The sequence below is a fragment of the Azovibrio restrictus DSM 23866 genome (assembly GCF_000429665.1).
In the GTDB taxonomy this organism is placed as follows: Bacteria; Pseudomonadota; Gammaproteobacteria; order Burkholderiales; family Rhodocyclaceae; genus Azovibrio; species Azovibrio restrictus.
Genome location: NZ_AUCH01000009.1, coordinates 101646 through 119548, shown reverse-complemented (window position 1 = coordinate 119548; position 17903 = coordinate 101646). Strand labels below are relative to the sequence as shown.

Sequence of the window (17903 nt, the reverse complement as noted above, 5' to 3'; positions counted from 1 at the left end):
ACCCCCTGAATGGCAACTCCATGGCAATTTTCACCCTCGGCATCAATCACCACTCGGCTCCCCTGGCCATCCGTGAGCAGGTGGCCTTCCACGTGGAAACCCTGCCCCAGGCCCTCTCGGCGCTGACCCGGCAGAAACCGGTGCGCGAGGCCGCCATCCTCTCCACCTGCAACCGCACCGAGATTTACTGCGCCACGGAGCAGCCCGAGGCGGCGGCCGAATGGCTGGCCGAGTACCACAGCCTGGAGCGGGAGGCCATCAAGCCCTTCCTGTATACCCTTTCTCCCCGGGACTCGGTGCGCCACGCCTTCCGGGTGGCCAGCGGCCTGGACTCCATGGTGGTGGGCGAGGCCCAGATCCTGGGGCAGATGAAGGATGCGGTACGCCTGGCCGAGAACGCCGGCACCCTGGGCATGCATCTGCACAAGCTGTTTCAGCGGGCCTTTGCCGTGGCCAAGGAAGTGCGCACCAGCACTGCCATCGGCGCCAATACCGTCTCCATGGCGGCGGCGGCCGTGCAACTGGCGGAGCGGATCTTCGAATCCGTTTCCAGCCAGAAGATCCTGTTCATCGGTGCCGGGGAAATGATCGAACTCTGCGCCACCCATTTCTGCGCCCGTCAGCCCAAGCAGGTGACGGTGGCGAACCGGACCGTGGAGCGGGGCCGGGTCCTGGCCGATCGCTTCGGCGGCCACGCCATCCGCCTGGACGAACTGGCGGATACCCTGGGCCAGTACGACATCGTGGTCTCCTGTACCGCCTCCCCCCTGCCCATCATCGGCCTGGGCATGGTGGAACGGGCCATCAAGGCCCGGCGGCACCGGCCCATGTTCATGGTGGACCTGGCCGTGCCCCGGGACATCGAGTCCGAGGTGGGGGAGTTGGACGACGTGTTCCTCTACACCGTGGACGACCTGGCCCAGGTGGTGGCGAGTGGCATCGAGTCGCGCCAGGCGGCCGTGATCCAGGCGGAAGCCATCATCGACACCCAGGTGGACAGCTTCCTGCACTGGATGGAGTCCCGGGATACGGTGCCCCTGATCCGCAGCCTCCGGGATGCAGCCGAACGCAACCGTCGCCATGAGCTGGATCACGCCATGAAGCGCCTGACCGCCGGCGACCCGCCGGAGAAGGTCCTGGAGCAGCTCTCCCTGCGGCTTACCAACAAGTTCCTGCACGCCCCCACCCAGGCCCTGCAACTGAGCGACGCGGAAAGCCGCCAGGAGCTGCAACAGGCGGCCTCCCGGCTGTTCCATCTGCATCCGGACGACAGTCCCGGTCACTGATTCCCCGGCCTTATTTGCCGGAATTTATCTCCTCTCGCAGACCCCATAGCCGCAGGTTATGGGGTCGTTTGCCTTAAATGATTGGTCCCCATGTTTTTCCTGGCCTAGAGTAGTGCCACGGCATCAGTCATCGCGGCCCCGGCCCGATGCAGCAGCGGAACAACCCCACCAAGACAGGAGATGGAGATGAGCGAGAATGCAACCCGGACCGGCACATGCCCGGTCATGCACGGCGGCAACACGGCGGCCGGTAATGCCCCCATGCAATGGTGGCCCAAGGCCTTGAACCTGGACATCCTGCACCAGCACGATGCCAAGACCAATCCCATGGGTGCCGGCTTCAACTACCGTGAAGAACTGAAGAAGCTGGATGTGGCTGCCCTGAAGAACGACCTCAAGGCCCTCATGACCGACAGCCAGCCCTGGTGGCCGGCCGACTGGGGCCACTACGGCGGCCTCATGATCCGCATGGCCTGGCACTCCGCCGGCACCTACCGCATCGCCGACGGCCGGGGCGGTGCCGGCACCGGCAACCAGCGCTTCGCCCCCCTCAATTCCTGGCCCGACAACGCCAACCTGGACAAGGCCCGCCGCCTGCTCTGGCCGATCAAGAAAAAATACGGCAACAAGATCAGCTGGGCCGACCTGATGATCCTGGCCGGCAACATGGCCTATGAATCCATGGGTCTGAAGACCTTCGGCTTCGCCTTCGGCCGGGAAGACATCTGGCATCCGGAAAAGGACATCTACTGGGGTTCCGAGAAGGAATGGCTGGCCCCCACCGGCGCCGAAGGCAGCCGCTACTCCGGCGAGCGGGACCTGGAAAACCCCCTGGCCGCCGTCATGATGGGCCTCATCTATGTCAATCCCGAAGGCGTGGACGGCAAGCCCGATCCCTTGAAAACCGCCCGGGACATGCGCACCACCTTTGCCCGCATGGCCATGAACGATGAAGAAACCGTGGCCCTCACCGCCGGCGGCCACACCGTCGGCAAGGCCCACGGCAACGGCAGCGCCGCCAACCTGGGCCCCGCCCCGGAAGGCGCCGAGCTGGAAGAACAGGGCCTGGGCTGGAACAACCACAGCAGCCGCGGCATCGGTCGCGACACCGTGACCAGCGGCATCGAAGGCGCCTGGACCACCAACCCCACCCAGTGGGACAACGGCTACTTCAAGCTGCTGCTCGGCTACGACTGGTGGCTGCAGAAGTCCCCCGCCGGCGCCCACCAATGGGAGCCCATCAACATCAAGGAAGAGGACATGCCGGTGGATGTGGAAGACCCCACCATCCGCTGCAAGCCCATCATGACCGACGCCGACATGGCCCTCAAGTTCGACCCGGAATACCGCAAGATCGCCGAGCGCTTCCGCGACGACCAGGCCTATTTCTCCGAGACCTTCGCCCGGGCCTGGTTCAAGCTGACCCACCGGGACATGGGCCCCAAGGCCCGCTACTTCGGCCCGGACGTGCCCCAGGAAGACCTCATCTGGCAGGATCCCATCCCCGCCGGCCGCCGGGACTACGACGTGGCCGCGGTGAAGGCCAAGATCGCCGCCGCCGGCCTCTCCATCGGCGAAATGGTGGCCACCGCCTGGGACAGCGCCCGCACCTACCGGGGCTCCGACAAGCGGGGCGGCGCCAACGGCGCCCGCATCCGTCTGGCCCCCCAGAAGGACTGGGAAGGCAACGAACCGGCCCGCCTGGCCAAGGTGCTGGCGGTCTATGAAAAGATCGCCACTGAGGCCGGCGCCAGCATCGCCGACGTCATCGTCCTGGCCGGCAATGTGGGCGTGGAACAGGCCGCCAAGGCCGCCGGCTTCCCGGTCGAAGTGTCCTTCGCCCCGGGCCGTGGCGATGCCACCCAGGCCATGACCGACGTGGAATCCTTCGAGGTGCTCGAACCCCTGGCCGATGGCTTCCGCAACTGGCAAAAGACCCACTACGTGGTGACGCCGGAAGAAATGATGCTCGACAAGGCCCAGCTGCTGCGCCTCACCGCCAGCGAGATGACCGTGTTGGTCGGCGGCCTGCGCGTCCTCGGCGCCAACCACGGCGGCAGCCAGCACGGCGTGTTCACCGAGCGGGTCGGCGTGCTCAGCAACGACTTCTTCGTCAATCTGACCGACATGGCCTACACCTGGAAACCCACGGGCCGCAACAGCTACGCCATCGTCGATCGCCACAGCGGCGCCACCAAGTTCACCGCCACCCGGGCCGACCTGGTCTTCGGCTCCAACTCAGTCCTGCGCGCCTACGCCGAGGTCTACGCCCAGGACGACAACCAGGAAAAGTTCGTCCGCGACTTCATCGCCGCCTGGACCAAGGTGATGAACGCCGACCGCTTCGATCTGACCTGATCCCGGCAGCAGGCCACTCCGCCATGCACAAGGGCCTTGTCTCCTCCCGGGGACAAGGCCCTTGTTGCTGGGGCTGGAGCTGCTTCAGCGGTAGCGGTTGATGGCGTCCCGGGTTTCCAGGGCGGCCTGGCGGGCGGCGTCGGCGTAGTCCCCGCCCTGGCCGGCATAGAGGATGGCCCGGGAGGAGTTGATCATCAGCCCGGTGCCGCCCAGGGTCTTGCCGGCCTTCACCGTGGCTTCGATGTCACCCCCCTGGGCACCGATGCCGGGCACCAGCAGGGGCAGGGTGCCGGTGAGTTCACGTACCCGGGCGATTTCCGCCGGGAAGGTGGCGCCCACCACCAGAGCGCACTGGCCGGTGGTGTTCCACTCGGTAGCCACCAGACGAGCCACCCGTTCGAAGAGCTTTTCCCCGCCGCCCACGTCGAGGAACTGCAGGTCGCTGCCCCCCGGGTTGGAGGTGCGGCAGAGCAGGATCACCCCCTTGTCCGGCCAGGCCAGGTAGGGCTCCACCGAATCCCGGCCCATGTAGGGGTTCACCGTGATGGCGTCGGCCTTGAAGCGCTCGAAGGATTCCACCGCGTACTGTTCGGCGGTGCTGCCGATGTCGCCCCGCTTGGCGTCCAGGATCACCGGGATGCCCGGGTGCTTCGCATGGATGTGGGCGATCAGGGCTTCCAGCTGGTCTTCGGCCCGGCGGGCGGCAAAGTAGGCGATCTGGGGCTTGAAGCTGCACACCAGGTCAGCAGTGGCATCGACGATGCCCTTGCAGAACTCGAAAATGGCATCGTCCCGGCCTTTCAGGTGGGCGGGGAATCTGGCCGGGTCCGGGTCCAGGCCGACGCAGAGCAGGGAGTCGTTTTTCTGCCAGGCGGCAGCCAGGGAGGCGATGAAGGTCATGATCAGTCTTCTTTGGCGAGAAATCGGGAGAAGCTCCCGGGCAGCAGGCAGGTCTGCAGGCTGCGCTGGGTGAACAGGAAACGGCCGTCGCAGACGAAGCCCAGTTCTTCCCAGTTTACCTCCCGGTTCAGCATCACCACGGCCTGGATCAGGTCGCGGCGGGAAAGGGCTGGGTTGGTGGGAAACAGGGCCAGGATGGAGCCGTCGAAATGGGGGCTGTCGTGCAGGAAAAAGGGTTCCGGCCGGCGGGTTCTGCCATTCACGTAGATGCGCGGCCGCTCGTTGAGGGGATAGGCCCGGCCCCAATGCCACCAGTTCTCCTCATCGAAGGTGCGCACCCGGCGGGCCAGCAGCCGCTCCTTGTGGGCCTCCAGGTGGGGATGGCGCAGGCCGTAGATCATGCGCCGGGTCTCGCCGCTATCCACGGTGCGGGAGCAGACGAACTCCAGATTGCCCTCCGGGTGGGTGAAGATGTCGTCGGCTCCGGACACCCCGCCCACCCGCACTTCGAACAAGCGGGCCAGGGGCAGGCTGTAATCCTCGCGCAGGAACATCAGCTGCCCATCCACCTGGGTGAACCGGCGGCCGTCGTGCAGGGTCCGCTCCATGCGCCCCTTCTCGAAGCGGAAGATGGCGCAGTTGGGGACATAGGGGCCGAAGATGCTGCTGTCCCCGGTTTCGAGAAAATCGGTGATGCTGCCCTGGCTGTAGAGCCAGGCATTGAGCTTCTTGGCCGCCGTGAGCTTGATGAACTCCCGGGGCACGATGAACACCAGTTCACCTCCCGGCTTCAGGTGGCGCACGCATTTTTCGATGAAGAACAGGAACAGGTTGCTGCGCCCGTCGAAGAGGGGCGATTTGAGGCGCCGGCGGGTGCGTGCAGGAATGTCCTGAAAGCGCACGTAAGGGGGATTGCCGATGATGGTGTCGAACTGCTCCTTGAGCGGGTAGCTGAAGAAGTCCCGCACCAGGGAGCCTTCGGGGGCCACCCGGGCATCGATCTCGATCCCGGTGCAATCCCGTCCCCGGGCCTGCAGTTCCCTCAGGAAGGCCCCGTCCCCCGCCGAAGGTTCCAGCACCCGCCCGGAGTTGCGGCACAGGCCGAGCATGCAGTCCACGACCTGGGCGGGAGTGAATACTTGGCCAAGTCGGGTTACGTCAAGATCGGGCATGAAGGGAGGCGTGGCGGCGGTGATGGCAAGAAGGGCGCCATTTTCGCATTGCCGCAGGCCAACACCAACAACTAAGCCTGACGACGCCACAGGGGGCGCAGCCCGAGCAGGCCCAGGAGCGGGCCGGGCAGCAGCAGCCAGGCCACCTGGGTGCCCCAGGTCAGGGCCTGGTCCATGGCCAGGTGGATGGAGACCATGGTCAGGGCAAAGCCGATGCTGTTTTGCAGGGCCAGGGCACTGCCCACCACCTCTGGTCCGCAGGCCCGGGCGGAAAGGGCGGAGAACTGGGCCGAGTCAGCGATCACCGTGCTGCCCCAGAGCAGCAGGAAAGCCAGCAGCAGGCCGGCGGGCAGGGCCTGGGCCCAGGGATAGAGCAGGCAGCAGCTGCCGGACAGGGCCAGGGCGCCGGCGGCCACCCGCCCGGCGGGGATGCGCCGGGACAGCTGGCCCGCCAGGACACAGCCCAGGGCGCCGCTGCCGATGATGAGGAAGGCCAGGCCGGAAACGCCCCAGCCCAGCGCCCGGTCCAGGCCGCTCTCGACGATCAGCAGGGGCGTGAGGGTCCAGAAGGCATACAGCTCCCAACAGTGGCCGAAATAGCCCAGGGCCGAGGCCCGGAAATCCCGCTGGCGGAAGGCCAGCAGGGCCTGGCCCAGGCGCAGGCGGGGGGCATCGGGGCGGCGCCGGAAGTGGGGGCCGTCTCCCAGCCGGAAGATCAGGACGCCCGCCAGCAGGGCCAGGCCGGAAGCGGCCAGGATCACTTCCTGCCAGGGCCAGTGGGCCCCGGCCATGCGGATGCCGTGGGGCAGGGCGGTGCCCAGGGTGAGCATGCCCACCAGCCAGGCCAGGGTGGCGCTGGCCTGTTCCGGGGCCCAGCTCACCACCATCTTCATGCCCAGGGGGTAGATGCCCGCGAGGCTGAGGCCGACGCAAAAGCGCAGGAGCAGGGCGCTGTCCATGTCGCTGGCCAGAAGCGCGAAGGCGGCATTGGCGGCGGCGCCGAGGAGGGCGCACAGGGCGAAGATGCGGCTGGCAGGGAAACGGTCGGCCAGGCCGGTGAGGGCAAATCCCAGGGTGCCGCAGATGAAGCCTGCCTGTACGGCGTTGGTGAGGCTGCCCAGGTCGGCGAGGCTGAGGCCCCAGGCCTGGATCAGGTCATCGGCGGCGCTGTTGGCGGAGAACCAGAGGGAGGTTCCGAACAGCTGGGCCAGTACGATCAGGGTGATGGCGAGGCGGGGAGAAAGGGGCCGGGATGGGGGCATCCCGGCATTGTGTCAGCGTCTGGCTTACGAAGGGCTTACGCCCCGGAAGCAGGGCTCAGGCGGCGCGGCTGGTGCACATCATGGTGGCTTCGCCTTCGAGCACCACCTTGCCGTTGACCGTGCATACGGTTTCGACGATGCAACGCTTCTTTTCCACGATCACTTCCTTGATGGTGGCGGTAGCGGTGACCGTGTCGCCGGGGCGTACCGGGGCCTTGAACTTCAGGGTCTGGCCCATGTAGATGGTGCCGGGACCGGGCAGGCGGTTGCCCAGCACGGCGGAGATCAGGCCGGCGGTGAGCATGCCGTGGGCGATGCGACCGCCGAACATGGTGGTCTTGGCGAATTCCTCGTTCAGATGCACCGCGTTGGTGTCGGTGGACACGGCGGAGAAGAGCACGATGTCCGCGTCGGTGATGGTCTTGGCCAGGCTGGCGCTCATGCCGGGTTGCAGGTCTTCGATGTCGTAGCCGTTCTGGGCGTTCATGGGGCTGTGCTCCTGGGTTGGTTGATGAACAAGGGCTGATTATGCCGCAGTTGTGTTAAGGAACCATGCCGGAGCGCCGCTTCACGGCTGGACGAACAGGGCGGGATCCACGTTGGTGCCGTTCAGGACCACGGTCCAGTGCAGGTGCGGGCCGGTGGAGCGCCCGGTGGAACCGACGCTGCCCACCGGCTCCCCCTTCTCCAGCCACTGGCCGGGACGCACGGCGATGCTGTCCAGGTGGCAGTACAGGCTGATCAGGCCCTGGCCATGGTCCACGAACACGGAACGGCCATTGAAGAAGTAATCGGCCACGGCCAGCACCTTGCCGCCGGCAGCAGCCCGCACCGGTGCGCCCCGGGGGGCGGCCAGGTCCATGCCCGAATGGGGCGCCCGGGGCTGGCCATTGAAGAAACGGCGGACCCCGAAATGCCCGGAAACCCGGCCATCGGCGGGCAGGGCGAAATCGGTATCCACGTAGGGCGTATCCCGCCAATGCTGCTTGAGCTGCCGGATTTCCTCATGCTCCCGGGCCACCCGGGCTTCGTTTTCCGGCGATAGCTCCACCTGCCCCTTGTTCTTGAGGCGCAGGTGCTGGGTGGGGTAGGCCTTGGGGCGGACTTCCAGCACCAGGGGCGAGCCCTGGGCCGGGCTGGGGCCCTGGCGCAGGGTGAGGGAGCCGGCCGGGGTATCGAGGGGAATGCCGACCAATGCCTGCCAGCGGCCCTGGCGAGCCACCACGGCCAAGGGTTGTTCCCCGAGCCAGAGCTGGGGCCGGGGCTCGCCGGCGGGGCCCAGCTCCAGGCGGGCCACGCCGCCGGGCACGGCCTGGGCCTGGAGTTCGGCCCGCAGGGGGGCGCAGCAAAGCAGCAACAGCAGGGGCAACCAGCGCATGGAACAGGGCTTTCAGGGGGCGGCAGCGGTTTCGGCCTGAGGCAGGCCGCCGATGGGGTAAAAGCCGAAGCGGGTTTCCAGGTGGTGTTTCAGGCACTCCCGGTCCGGCTCGCTGATGCCCACGAACTGGATGCCGGTGCGGAATACGTCCGCCTCCCCCACCAGCACCGTATGGTTGGCCCTGGCCCGAATCTTCAGCTGATGGTGCTTGCCGCCCACCTGCAGAGGCGGCACCAGGAGGGTCAGATCCATTTCCCGGGAAGTGCACAGGTTGTGGGAGGAGTGGATGCACATGCCGCCCAGGGAAATGTCCGAAGTCAGCCCGTCAAAGGCTTTCTGCTGCATGTCCCGATGGCAGTGGCAGTGGATGATGACCCGCCAGCGGGCGGGATAACGGGGATGTTGGCGCCGATCTTTCATTTTCAGCCGGCTCAGTCGGACTCCCGGCGGAAAGGGCTCGGGATGGGCTGACGCTTTTGTTTAATCGACAACGATTATCACATCAAGCGCCGATGACGGGGGGGAAATCTGTCTGCGTGTCCCGTCCGGCCTAGGGTACCCGTATCCGGCAGTGGCTGCAGAAATGCACCCGCTCTGCTGTTTCCCGCTCCGGTTCTTCCCGGAAGTACACCGCCAGAGGCCTGCCGCACAGCCGGCACTGCTTGCGGCTCAGCTGCAGCAGCACCGAAATGCCTGGCAGGGGCACCAGCAGCAGGGCCCCGTAGAAGAACGGCCCGTTGGACACCCCGGCCAGGGACGACAGGAGAATGCAGAGGCACAGCACCAGGGCCGCCCCGATGGCGATCAGGGCCATGCCGTGCTCCAGCCGGTACAAGCGCCAGGGCATGGCCTGGTAGCTGTCGAAATCCGGCGGCAGGGCCGCCGCGATGGTCGCCGCAAACCGGCGCGACAGCCGGATGCCCAGGGGCACGCAGACCACCAGGGTGACGAAGATGGCCCCGGCCAGCGCCAGCAACCAGGGACCGGCGGCGGGATTGTCCGGAAAGGCGAAGGTCATCGGGGAGCTGTCGTGGCAGGTGGCATTTTGCTAGTTTGCCGGAAATCGGTATGGGCTGTCAGGGGCCATGGTGCAAGGCCAGCTCAGGCTTACGTCAGCGTCGATGGGATAAAAGCCAGGACTTCTTTCTGAGATGGACCCGGTTATTCTGGAGCGCCCGTAGGTAACTTGCGAAGAAGGTGCTGCGTCTCAGCGCTGCATCAAGGCGAACACGCCCCAGCCCAGGTATTCCCGGGTGTAGGTGGCGTAGCGCACGGGTTCGTTGTGCAGCTGGGCGCGCACTACCGGGACCAGCTCGTCGTCGGGGTTGGCGGCCAGCCAGTGGCGCATGGTGAGCCACTTGGCGGCCTCATAGCGGTCCCAGCCGTCCTGGTCGGCCAGCATCATCTCCACCACGTCGTAACCCAGGTTGCCGAAGGAGGCGAGCAGCTGCGGCAGGAGCTGGAAGTCGGAGATTCCATGGGCCAGGCAGCCCTGGGCCGCGGCTTCCGTCGGCGGCAGCTGGCGCCAGAAGGGTTCGCCGATCAGGATCATGCCCCCGGGGCGCAGGCTGCGGGCCAGCAGCGCCAGGGTCCCGGCCACACCGCCGCCGATCCAGGTGGCGCCGACGCAGGCGGCCACATCCACCGGCTCATGGGCCACATGGCCTGCAGCGTCGCCGTGGATGAAGCTGACCCGGTCGGCCACGCCGAGGGCTTCGGCCCGCTGTCTGGCCTGCTCGGTAAATAGCTGGCTCATGTCTACGCCGGTGCCGACGATGCCGTGATCCCGGGCCCAGGTGCACAGCATTTCCCCGGAGCCGCTGCCTAGATCCAGTACCTGTGTCCCGGCTTCCAGGCGCAGCGCCGCGCCGAGGCTGGCGAGCTTGTCGGGGGTGATGGGGTTGTGGATGCGGTGGGCGCTTTCGGTGATGTTGAAGATGCGCGGGATGTCCATGGGGGAGTCTCCTGTTTGTTTGAATGAGGGGGGGCGAACCGGCTGCTTGCGCTGCTCCGGAGCGGTTCCCTGATGGCGGGAGTGGCGGCGGGGAGCGTCCCGGCCATCCAGTTGGCTTCCCGGTTTCATCGCTTCTCCGAAGGTTTCGGCTTGAGCTGGCTGCGCAGCTCGGCGTGAAAGTCCTGCAAGCTGCCGCGATACAGCCAGATCACGCCACACATGCCGTAGAGGGACAGGGAGGCAGGGAAATTCACATCCCGCATGAGGGCAAGCACCGCAGGCTCCCTGAAGTACCAATAGAGCGCGTAGCAACCGTCCACCGAGAACCAGGTCGCGAAGAGCATGGCCGGCCAGTAGCGCCATTGCCGCTCCAGAAGAACGCGCATGCTCCAGGGGGCGGTCAGGTAGGTGAAGAAGGCCATGATCAGGCTGATGGGAATATCCCAATCAGGCGCCGGGGTATAAAACGATCCAAGGATGAGCAGCAGGACACCGACTGCCAGCGTGGCAAGCTTCCAGGGGCGAAGATATTCGGGAAGGCTGTAGACGAAGATTCTGGTCATGACGGGTAAGGGATGAGGGGCTGCACTGCATGGAGCTCGCTCTCGTTCCCAATACTAGGCGTCTCGTTTTTGGGGATGACTCTGTCGGAGCGGCTGCTCCGAGCAACAGGCGGGCTTTTGTTTTTCAGCACGTGAGCATAGGGCCCGGGCGGGGGGCATGTCGAGGGATGCGGCCTGTTTGTTCGGGCCTTTGTCGCTACGTGTTGTATCGCCGGGTGTCTGGCGGGCGTGGTGGCGGTCGGGCGGCCCCTGCCCCGGTCGTTACTCCCCCTGCTTCAGGAAGCGGGCGGCGAACATGGGGGCGGAGGCTTGTTCGGTGTAGCGGGCCTGCTGGCGTAGCCAGAGGGTGAAGGTGGTGTGTTCGCCGGGGATGCTGTCTACGGTGATGCGGCCGCCGTAGCGCTGGATGATGGCGTAGCTGATGGAAAGGCCCAGGCCGGTGCCTTCCTGTTTCTTGGTGGTGAAGAAGGGGTCGAAGATGCGGTCCATGTCGCCGGGGGCGATGCCCTGGCCCGTATCGCGGACCTGGACGATGACGCCGGGGGCGTCGTCGGTGTCGCTACCGTCACCGTCTTCCCGGATGCTGGCCTGGTCGCGGCTGCTGACGGTCAAGGTGCCGCCGCCGGGCATGGCCTGCATGGCATTCATGATCAGGTTGATCAGGACCTGCTGCAGTTCGCCCCGGCTCATTTCCACGGAGGTGCTGGCGTCGAGCTGGGTGATCACCTGCACGTCAGCCCGGTTCAGGTTGTGGCGGGTGAGAACCAGGCAGTCGGCCACCACGCTGTTGACGTCGGTGGCTTCGGCATAGCCGGCGAAGTCCCCGGGCCGGGCGAACTGCAGCAGCCGGGTGACGATGGCCCGGATGCGCTGGGTCTGGGCGTGGATGATGTTGATTTCTTCCTGCACCGGGGCGGCGTGTTCGTCCAGGATGTCTTCGAGCAGGTCCAGGTTGCCCTGGATCACGGCCACCGGGTTGTTGATCTCATGGGCGACCCCGGCGGTGAGTTCGCCGATGGCGGTGAGCTTTTCGTTCATCACCAGCTGCTGCTGGGCCCGGCGCAGGGTGGCGTTGGCCTCTTCCAGGGCGGCGGTGCGCTCGGCCACCTTGCGGTCCAGCTCGTCGGCGGCGCGCTGGATTTCCGTGCGCCGGGCGGCGAGGGAGTCGAGCAGGTGGTCGAAGGCCCGGGACAGGTGGCCCAGTTCGTCCCGGCTCCGGGTGGGGCCGACCCGGGCGCTTTCCTCTCCGGCTTCGATGCGGGCCATGACCCGGTTCATGCGCTCCAGGGGGCGGAAGATGGTTTGGGCCCAGCGCAGGGCGGTCAGGGTGCCCAGTCCGGAAACCACCAGGAACAGCAGGAACAGCCCGGCCAGGGCGCTGTGCAGGGCGGTTTGCAGGGGGGCTTCGAGGAAGCCCACGTAGAGCATGCCGATCCGCTCTCCGGCCAGGTTGAACAGGGGTTCGTAGCCGGACACATAGGTGTCATCCACCACGAAGGCGGAGCCCAGCCAGACCTGACCCTGCTCCAGCACCTTGTGACGCACGGCCTGGGAGACCCGGGTGCCCAGGGCCCGCCGGCCTTCGAACAGGCGCACATTGGTGGCGATGCGGGTATCGCCCAGGAACAGGGTGGCGGTGCCCTGGCTGCCCAGGGGTAGCGAGGCTTCCTGGTAGACGATGGTGTTGATGCGGTCCACGATGCCCTGGTTGCCGTTCAGCAGCACGCCGCCTTCGAGCAGTCCCCGGAGCTTGCCCTCCAGGTCGAGGATGGGCACTGCGGCTTGAATCATCAGGCCTCGTTCCTCCACCTGCATGGGGGTCGGGCTGGCGTGCCGGGTGGGCATCAGCTCCAGTCGGGCTCGTTCCCTGAGGGTCGGGTCCAGGGCCTGGAGCTGGTGCGGGGAGAACACTTCCAGCCCCTGCAGGCTGCGCCCGGCCAGGGCTTCGTGGACCACGGCCAGGGCGCTGCGGTCGCTGCCCTGCAGGGTGGCGCTGCCGGCCAGCACCCGGCCCTGGGCGTCCAGCAGCAGCAGGTAGTCCAGGCCCTGGGCCTGGGCTGCACTGCGCAGCAGGGTTTCGCTGGCCGGGCCCGGGGGCTGTTCCAGGGCCAGGGCCAGGCGCTGGGAGCCGGCAAAGCCTTCCAGGTCCATGCGCACGCTGTGCTGGACCCGGTCGAAATACTGGCGGGCGGTGACCAGGTCGGAGCTGACCTTGTTGACCAGCAGCTGGTCGTAGCCATGGGTGCCCCAGATCCAGACGATCAGCAGCAGCAGGGGTACCCCGAGCAGCAGGGGGGCCAGCACCAGGGCCAGCAGCTTGAGGCGGACCGAGCTGGCCAGCCGTTGCCGCAGCCGCCCGATGGGGCCGGGCCGGGCTAGCTGCTCCATTCAGCGCATTTCCGGTCCAGGGTCTTGCGCGACACGCCCAGCAGCTCCGCTGCCCGGACCTTGTTGCCGTTGCTCTGGGCCAGGATCGCCAGGATGTGCTGTTTTTCCACCTCGGCCAGGAGCAGGGAAGGGGGCTGACGGCCGCTGTCCTGGGGCGGGCCGGCATCCAGGGTGTCCAGGGGGAACTCGCCGAACAGCAGCGAGCGTTCGATGAAGTTGCGCAGTTCCCGCACATTGCCGGGCCAGGCATGGCTGCTCAGGGCCCGGGCGATTTCCGGGGTGATCAGCAGGGGCGGAATGCCCAGCTGCAGGGACAGCCGGTCCATGAACAGGGCCGCCAGCTCCGGCACGTCGCCGCTGCGTTGCCGCAGGGGGGGCACGGTCAGGGTCACCACCTCCAGGCGGTAGAACAGGTCCTGGCGGAAGCGGCACTGTTCCACCTCGTGCTTCAGGTTGCGGTTGGTGGCGGCCACCACCCGGACATCCACGGGCACTTCCTGCTGGCTGCCCACCGGGCGGATGCGCCGCTCTTCCAGGGCGCGCAGCAGCTTGGATTGCAGGCCCAGGGGGAATTCCCCGATCTCGTCGAGGAACAGGGTGCCCCCGTGGGCGTAGTAGAACAGTCCGTTGTGGGCATCCTTGGCGCCGGTGAAGGCGCCCTTCACGTGGCCGAACAGTTCCGATTCGATCAGCTCGGCGGAAATGGCGGCGCAATTCACCGCCACGAAGGGCCGGTCGGCCCGGGGCGAAAGCTGGTGCAGGGCCCGGGCCACCAGTTCCTTGCCGACCCCGGATTCCCCCTGGATCAGCACCGTGGAGGGGGTGGGGGCGATGCGGTGCACCAGGGCGCGCAGGCGGCCCATCTGCTCGGAACTGCCGATGATGTCGTCCCGCTCCCCGTCCCGGGCCGCCAGCTGGCGGCGCAGCAGGAAGTTTTCCCGGGACAGGCGGGTGCGTTCGAAGCAGCGCTGGATGGCATTGACGATCTGGTCGATGCGGAAGGGCTTGAGGACGAAATCCGAGGCCCCGGCGCGCAGGGCGTCGATGGCGGTTTCCATGTCCGCGAAGGCGGTGATGAGGATCACGTCGCCGGGAAAGCCGGCGGCCTTGAGCTCCTTGAGCCAGGTGAGGCCCGACTTGCCGGGCAGGGCGATGTCCAGAATGATCAGGTCGAAGTGCTGGGCCGCCAGCCGGGCGGCCCCCGCTTCGGCGCTTTCGGCGGTTTCCACCTGCCAGCTGCGCAGGGCCGGGGTGCGGGCCAGGAAATTGCGCATGCCCATCTCGTCGTCCACCACCAGGACCGAGGGCTTGATCGGCGCTTCGCTGGCGGCGCCGGCGGAGGAAGCGGGAGGCTGGGGCGGCTGGGTCATGGGCTGCGTGCGGCGAGGACGGGAGGTAAGGAGCGGGCCGATTATAGCCCGGGCCGAGGGCCTCCCCGGGCCGGGGGCAGCGGGCTCAGGCCCGGGGCCGCCGTGACCCGGGCGGATCGCGGCGGCGCCAGGCCCCGGAGCTCAGAGGGCGTCGAATACCACCTGGCCGGCCACCAGGGTGGCCTTGTTGCGGCCCGCCATCTCGTAGCCCAGGAAGGGGGTGTTCTTGCCGGCGCTCCTGAGGTTGTGGGGGGTGACCCGCCAGGGCTCTTCGGCGGAGAACAGGCAGATGTCGGCCTGGGCTCCCAGGCCCAGGTGGCCCAGGTCGTCCCGCCCCAGGATGGCGGCGGGGGCGCTGGTGACCGGGGCCAGGGCGGCGTTCAGGGGCAGCTTGGCGGCGGCAGCCCATTTCAGGGTCAGGGGCAGCAGCAGTTCCAGGCCCGTGGCGCCGGGTTTGGCTTCACCGAAGGGCACCAGCTTGTCGTCCTGGTCCAGGGGAGTGTGGTCGGAACAGAGGGCGGCGGTGCCGGCGGCCACCCCGGCGCAGAGTCCGTCCCGGTCGCGCAGGCTGCGCAGGGGCGGGTCGAAGCGGGCGTGGGTGTCGAAGAAGCCGATGTCGTGCTCGGACAGGTGCAGGTGGTGCACCCCCACGTCGCAGGTGACGGCCACGCCTTCGGCCCGGGCCTTGGCCACCATGGCCATGCCGGCAGCGGAGGAGAGGCGGCGCAGATGCAGGCGCACCCCGGTGTCGGCGGCCAGGGTCAGGTAGGTGGCGATGGCCACGGTCTCGGCGCTGACGGGAATGCCGGTGAGGCCCAGGCGGCTGCCCACTTCACCGTCGTGGGCGAAGCCGTTGCGGGACAGGTAGTAGTCCTGGGGCTGCAGCCAGATGGCGTAGCCGAAGGTGGCGGCGTATTCGAAGGCGCGCAGCAGGGCCTGGGTGTCCAGCACCGGGCGCTTGCCCTGGGAGAAGGCGATGCAGCCGGCCTGGCGCAGGCCGGCCATTTCCGCCAGACGCTCTCCTTCCAGGTTCTGGGTCAGGGCGCCCAGGGGCAGCAGCCGGGCCAGCCCCAGGTCCGCCGCCTGGCGCACCAGGCGCTCGGCCAGCTCGGGCTCGTCCAGCACCGGGTCCAGGTCGGGGGGGCAGACCAGGGTGGTGACGCCGCCGGCCACGGCGGCCTTGAGTTCGGTTTCCAGCTTGCCCGGGCGGGCCGAAAGGTCGATCAGGCCGGGGCAGACCACCAGGCCCCGGGCGTCGATTTCCCGCTCGGCCTGAAAGCCCGCGGGAGCCTGGCCGACGCCGGCCACCCGCCCGTCGGCCAGGTACAGGTCCTGGCGGGCATCGATCTGGTGCTTGGGGTCCACCAGGCGACCGTTGGTGATTGCAATCTTCATCTTTAATTCCCTGCCAGTATGCTCATGACCGCCATGCGCACGGCGATGCCGAAGGTGACCTGGTCGAGGATGACGGCCTGGGGCCCGTCAGCCACGGCGGAGTCGATTTCCACCCCCCGGTTCATGGGGCCCGGGTGCATGACGATGGCGTCGGGCTTGGCCAGGGCCAGCTTGGCCGGGGTCAGGCCGTAGTGCTTGAAGTACTCGCCAGCCGAGGGCAGCAGGGCGCCGTTCATGCGTTCATTCTGGAGGCGCAGCATGATCACCACGTCGCAGTCCCGGAGACCTTCGTTCATGTCGTGGTAGACCTGCACCCCCATGCGCCCCAGGTCGGTGGGCAGCAGGGTCTGGGGGCCGATGGCGCGGACTTCCGGCACTCCCAGAGTGGTCAGGGCGTGGATGTCGGAGCGGGCCACCCGGGAATGCAGGATGTCGCCGACGATGGCCACCCGCAGGTTCTCGAAGTTCTTCTTGAAGTGGCGGATGGTGTACATGTCCAGCAGGCCCTGGGTGGGGTGGGCGTGGCGCCCGTCACCGGCATTGACCACGTGGATGTCGTCCCGGCCCACCCGCTTCAGGTGGTCGGCAATCAGGTAGGGGGCACCGCTGGAGGCGTGCCGCACCACGAACATGTCGGCGTGCATGGAACAGAGGTTGTCTATGGTGTCCAGCAGCGTCTCCCCCTTGGCCGTGGAGGAGCGGGTGATGTCCAGGTTGAGCACGTCGGCGGAGAGCCGCTTGGCGGCGATCTCGAAGGTGGTGCGGGTGCGGGTGGAGTTCTCGAAGAACAGGTTGAAGACGCTCTTGCCGCGCAGCAGGGGCACCTTCTTCACTTCCCGGTCGGTGATCCCCAGGAAGGAGGCGGCCGTGTCCAGGATGTGGGTGAGGATGCCCCGGGGCAGGCCCTCGATGGAGAGCAGGTGGATCAGTTCGCCGTTGCTGTTGAGCTGCGGGTTATGCATGGTCTTCAACCCTCCAGGAGAGCAGGCCGGTTTCGTCACGGCCCAGGGTCAGGCAGGTCTGGCGCGGTAGTTCCAGGTTCCAGACGCAGTAGGTGGGGGCCACGGGCAGTTCCCGTTCGCCCCGGTCGGCCAGCACTGCCAGCTCCACGGCGGCGGGGCGGCCATAGTCGAACAGTTCGTTCAGGGCGGCCCGGGTGGTGCGGCCCGTGTACAGCACGTCATCCACCAGGATCAGGCGCCGGCCGTTCACATCGAAGGGAATCTGGGTGGGGCGCACCTGGGGATGCAGGCCCTTCTCGGCGAAATCGTCCCGGTAGAAGGAGATGTCGATCAGGCCGGCTTCTTCCGGCAGTTGCAACAGCTGCGACAGGCGCTCGGCAATCCAGGCGCCGCCGCTGTAGATGCCCACCAGGGCGGTGTCCGGCGTCAGCCGGGGCCGGATCAGGTCGGCCAGGGCCCGGCATTGGGCTTCGGCGTCAGGCAGGGGGAAGGGGGGTAGGGTCATGGGGGAAATCGAACCAGGTTTGCAGGATCAGTTGGGCAGCCACTGCATCGAGCAGGGGCTTCATGTTCTTGGCGTTGCGGCCTGTTTCCCGCAGGCGGGTTTCCGCGTCCCGGGAGGTGAGCCGCTCGTCGGCTTCCTGGACCGGCAGGCCGAAATGGCCTCCCAGCAGCAGGGAAAACGCGTGGGCCCGGAGGGTCATCTCGTGGGGGGTGCCGTCCGCGTGGGTGGGGCGGCCCACCACCAGCAGCTCCGGCTGCCACTCCTTCACCAGCCGGGTGATGGCGGCCAGGCGCTCGGCTTCGCTGCCGGCCTTGATCACTTCCAGGGGATGGGCCTGGCCCAGGGCGGTTTCGCCCACGGCCACGCCGATGCGCTTTTCTCCGTAATCGAAGGCGAGGACAGTGCCCATC

The 17903-nt window shown here is 67.4% G+C and carries 17 protein-coding genes; 2 read left to right on the top strand and 15 right to left on the bottom strand.

Going from position 1 to position 17903, the window contains the following annotated elements; all coding sequences use genetic code 11:
* The first annotated feature begins 20 nt into the window (after nt 1-20).
* Complete coding sequence (gene hemA / locus G474_RS0110865; RefSeq protein WP_026687000.1) at nt 21-1286, top strand: glutamyl-tRNA reductase; 1266 nt, start codon at nt 21-23, stop codon at nt 1284-1286.
* Between the two features lie 186 nt (nt 1287-1472).
* On the top strand, nt 1473-3644 hold the full coding sequence (gene katG, locus G474_RS0110860) for a catalase/peroxidase HPI (protein WP_026686999.1): 2172 nt from the start codon (nt 1473-1475) through the stop codon (nt 3642-3644).
* A gap of 84 nt (nt 3645-3728) precedes the next feature.
* Here katG and pyrF read toward each other — a convergent pair whose 3' ends face one another.
* The 15 genes from pyrF to ruvX all read right to left on the bottom strand — a co-directional run bounded on the left by pyrF (nt 3729) and on the right by ruvX (nt 17902).
* Entirely contained in the window at nt 3729-4544 is an 816-nt protein-coding gene (pyrF, locus tag G474_RS0110855; protein WP_026686998.1) for an orotidine-5'-phosphate decarboxylase, read from the bottom strand.
* 2 nt (nt 4545-4546) lie between these two features.
* Entirely contained in the window at nt 4547-5716 is a 1170-nt protein-coding gene (locus G474_RS0110850; RefSeq protein WP_026686997.1) for an Eco57I restriction-modification methylase domain-containing protein, read from the bottom strand.
* A gap of 71 nt (nt 5717-5787) precedes the next feature.
* Nucleotides 5788-6978 (bottom strand): MFS transporter, encoded by a 1191-nt coding sequence (locus G474_RS0110845; protein WP_043464056.1) that lies wholly within the window; start codon nt 6976-6978, stop codon nt 5788-5790.
* 55 nt (nt 6979-7033) lie between these two features.
* On the bottom strand, nt 7034-7465 hold the full coding sequence (locus G474_RS0110840; RefSeq protein WP_026686995.1) for a MaoC family dehydratase: 432 nt from the start codon (nt 7463-7465) through the stop codon (nt 7034-7036).
* Between the two features lie 81 nt (nt 7466-7546).
* Entirely contained in the window at nt 7547-8356 is an 810-nt protein-coding gene (locus tag G474_RS0110835) for a peptidoglycan DD-metalloendopeptidase family protein (protein ID WP_026686994.1), read from the bottom strand.
* Nucleotides 8357-8368: 12 nt separating this feature from the next.
* Complete coding sequence (locus G474_RS0110830; protein WP_026686993.1) at nt 8369-8776, bottom strand: PilZ domain-containing protein; 408 nt, start codon at nt 8774-8776, stop codon at nt 8369-8371.
* 130 nt (nt 8777-8906) lie between these two features.
* Nucleotides 8907-9374 (bottom strand): hypothetical protein, encoded by a 468-nt coding sequence (locus G474_RS0110825; RefSeq protein WP_026686992.1) that lies wholly within the window; start codon nt 9372-9374, stop codon nt 8907-8909.
* 189 nt (nt 9375-9563) lie between these two features.
* The gene (locus tag G474_RS0110820; RefSeq protein WP_026686991.1) at nt 9564-10310 is read right to left on the bottom strand and encodes an SAM-dependent methyltransferase; all 747 of its coding nucleotides are present in this window, start codon (nt 10308-10310) and stop codon (nt 9564-9566) included.
* Between the two features lie 125 nt (nt 10311-10435).
* Entirely contained in the window at nt 10436-10873 is a 438-nt protein-coding gene (locus G474_RS20465; protein WP_043464053.1) for a hypothetical protein, read from the bottom strand.
* A gap of 261 nt (nt 10874-11134) precedes the next feature.
* The gene (locus G474_RS20460; RefSeq protein WP_051282217.1) at nt 11135-13261 is read right to left on the bottom strand and encodes a cache domain-containing protein; all 2127 of its coding nucleotides are present in this window, start codon (nt 13259-13261) and stop codon (nt 11135-11137) included.
* The gene (locus tag G474_RS0110805; RefSeq protein WP_026686990.1) at nt 13249-14631 is read right to left on the bottom strand and encodes a sigma-54-dependent transcriptional regulator; all 1383 of its coding nucleotides are present in this window, start codon (nt 14629-14631) and stop codon (nt 13249-13251) included. Before G474_RS0110805 ends, G474_RS20460 begins: the two co-directional genes overlap by 13 nt.
* Before the next feature lie 141 nt (nt 14632-14772).
* Nucleotides 14773-16026: a dihydroorotase gene (locus G474_RS0110800; RefSeq protein ID WP_026686989.1), complete on the bottom strand. Its 1254-nt coding sequence runs from the start codon at nt 16024-16026 to the stop codon at nt 14773-14775.
* 2 nt (nt 16027-16028) lie between these two features.
* Nucleotides 16029-16988, bottom strand: coding sequence for an aspartate carbamoyltransferase catalytic subunit (locus G474_RS0110795; RefSeq protein ID WP_026686988.1), 960 nt, complete (start codon nt 16986-16988; stop codon nt 16029-16031).
* Nucleotides 16981-17493, bottom strand: coding sequence for a bifunctional pyr operon transcriptional regulator/uracil phosphoribosyltransferase PyrR (pyrR, locus tag G474_RS0110790; RefSeq protein WP_026686987.1), 513 nt, complete (start codon nt 17491-17493; stop codon nt 16981-16983). Before pyrR ends, G474_RS0110795 begins: the two co-directional genes overlap by 8 nt.
* The gene (gene ruvX / locus G474_RS0110785; RefSeq protein WP_026686986.1) at nt 17465-17902 is read right to left on the bottom strand and encodes a Holliday junction resolvase RuvX; all 438 of its coding nucleotides are present in this window, start codon (nt 17900-17902) and stop codon (nt 17465-17467) included. Before ruvX ends, pyrR begins: the two co-directional genes overlap by 29 nt.
* Nucleotide 17903 lies beyond the last annotated feature (1 nt).

Excerpts from the sequence above, each read along its gene's own strand:
- hemA (WP_026687000.1), top strand. The coding sequence starts at position 21 with ATGGCAATTTTCACCCTCGGCATCAATCACCACTCGGCTCCCCTGGCC.
- katG (WP_026686999.1), top strand. The coding sequence starts at position 1,473 with ATGAGCGAGAATGCAACCCGGACCGGCACATGCCCGGTCATGCACGGC.
- pyrF (WP_026686998.1), bottom strand. The coding sequence starts at position 4,544 with ATGACCTTCATCGCCTCCCTGGCTGCCGCCTGGCAGAAAAACGACTCC.
- G474_RS0110850 (WP_026686997.1), bottom strand. The coding sequence starts at position 5,716 with ATGCCCGATCTTGACGTAACCCGACTTGGCCAAGTATTCACTCCCGCC.
- G474_RS0110845 (WP_043464056.1), bottom strand. The coding sequence starts at position 6,978 with ATGCCCCCATCCCGGCCCCTTTCTCCCCGCCTCGCCATCACCCTGATC.
- G474_RS0110840 (WP_026686995.1), bottom strand. The coding sequence starts at position 7,465 with ATGAACGCCCAGAACGGCTACGACATCGAAGACCTGCAACCCGGCATG.
- G474_RS0110835 (WP_026686994.1), bottom strand. The coding sequence starts at position 8,356 with ATGCGCTGGTTGCCCCTGCTGTTGCTGCTTTGCTGCGCCCCCCTGCGG.
- G474_RS0110830 (WP_026686993.1), bottom strand. The coding sequence starts at position 8,776 with ATGAAAGATCGGCGCCAACATCCCCGTTATCCCGCCCGCTGGCGGGTC.
- G474_RS0110825 (WP_026686992.1), bottom strand. The coding sequence starts at position 9,374 with ATGACCTTCGCCTTTCCGGACAATCCCGCCGCCGGTCCCTGGTTGCTG.
- G474_RS0110820 (WP_026686991.1), bottom strand. The coding sequence starts at position 10,310 with ATGGACATCCCGCGCATCTTCAACATCACCGAAAGCGCCCACCGCATC.
- G474_RS20465 (WP_043464053.1), bottom strand. The coding sequence starts at position 10,873 with ATGACCAGAATCTTCGTCTACAGCCTTCCCGAATATCTTCGCCCCTGG.
- G474_RS20460 (WP_051282217.1), bottom strand. The coding sequence starts at position 13,261 with ATGGAGCAGCTAGCCCGGCCCGGCCCCATCGGGCGGCTGCGGCAACGG.
- G474_RS0110805 (WP_026686990.1), bottom strand. The coding sequence starts at position 14,631 with ATGACCCAGCCGCCCCAGCCTCCCGCTTCCTCCGCCGGCGCCGCCAGC.
- G474_RS0110800 (WP_026686989.1), bottom strand. The coding sequence starts at position 16,026 with ATGAAGATTGCAATCACCAACGGTCGCCTGGTGGACCCCAAGCACCAG.
- G474_RS0110795 (WP_026686988.1), bottom strand. The coding sequence starts at position 16,988 with ATGCATAACCCGCAGCTCAACAGCAACGGCGAACTGATCCACCTGCTC.
- pyrR (WP_026686987.1), bottom strand. The coding sequence starts at position 17,493 with ATGACCCTACCCCCCTTCCCCCTGCCTGACGCCGAAGCCCAATGCCGG.
- ruvX (WP_026686986.1), bottom strand. The coding sequence starts at position 17,902 with ATGGGCACTGTCCTCGCCTTCGATTACGGAGAAAAGCGCATCGGCGTG.